Below are 997 nucleotides of genomic sequence, written 5' to 3' on the forward strand. Positions count from 1 at the left end.
GCCGCCTCGTCCGGATAGTCGGGCTCGGGCGGCGTTCTTGGCATGGCGCGCCGTGAGGGGCGGTAATGCTGGGCTGGGGTGTCCATGGCGAGTGCCTCATGCGGGCGTTCCTCATTGTAGCTGCGCCGGAAGGCCTCGAAGGCTTGGCCCTGGGCTGTTCTGTCGGCCGCGGGTTCCTTAGCCATCGGCAGCATGGTCAGATGAAAGCGCTCATGGCGTCCGTTCTGCTGCGGCTTGCCGGGCGCAATCCGCTCCAGCGTGATACCGAGCTTGATGAAGCGTGCCGCAAGCGGCGTCAGACCGGTGACGCCGGGCGATGCGAAGGGTGGGCCATTGTCGCTTCTGAACCGATCCGGCAGCCCATGCTCTTCAAACAGCCGTTCGAACACCGGCCAGGCCTCGGCGTCCGCCGTCGAACCCGTCGCTTCCAGCGCCAGAAGGTAGCGGCTCGATGCATCCATCACCGTCAACGGCTCACAACGCCACCCGTCACGGGTCCGGAACCAGCCCTTGTGGTCCCCGGTCCACACCGCGTTCGGCTCTGAAGCTTCCGGCCATGGACCATTGCCTGCCGCCTTCCAGCGCCTGCGCTTACGCCCCACAAGTCCATGCCGCTTCAGAATCTCACCGGCCGTCGAGACTGCGGGCCAGCCGCAGCAGGGCTCCGCACGCTTGAGCCTGGCCATGATCTTCTTGGGTCCCCACAACGGGTGGACCTCCTTCATAGCCACGATCCGCTCCACCACATCCCAAGGCGTCGCCCGGCCGTGATTGAGCGGCGCTCGCGGCCGATCGTGCAAACCTTCCGGGCCAAACTCCCGATAACGCCCAAGCCATTTGTAGCCACACTTGCGCGAGATGCCGTAACCCGCACAAAGCGCACTCATCGTCTCCTCACCCGCAAGGCAATCCACAACAAACCGTAGCCGCTCGTCCATGATGCCAGTCTCTCGCCAAACCATCGCCGGTCCTCCGGCGGACAAGAAAACTGTCACCC

At 64.9% G+C, this 997-nt stretch carries 1 protein-coding gene; it reads right to left on the minus strand.

Annotated features, from left to right (window positions below; all coding sequences use genetic code 11):
• Positions 1-962 (minus strand): integrase core domain-containing protein (locus CKW40_RS42305; RefSeq protein ID WP_095205394.1); only part of this gene is annotated, 962 nt, incomplete at its 3' end.
• Positions 963-997: the final 35 nt, after the last annotated feature.

This window comes from Mesorhizobium carmichaelinearum, from assembly GCF_900199455.1.
GTDB lineage: Bacteria > Pseudomonadota > Alphaproteobacteria > Rhizobiales > Rhizobiaceae > Mesorhizobium > Mesorhizobium carmichaelinearum.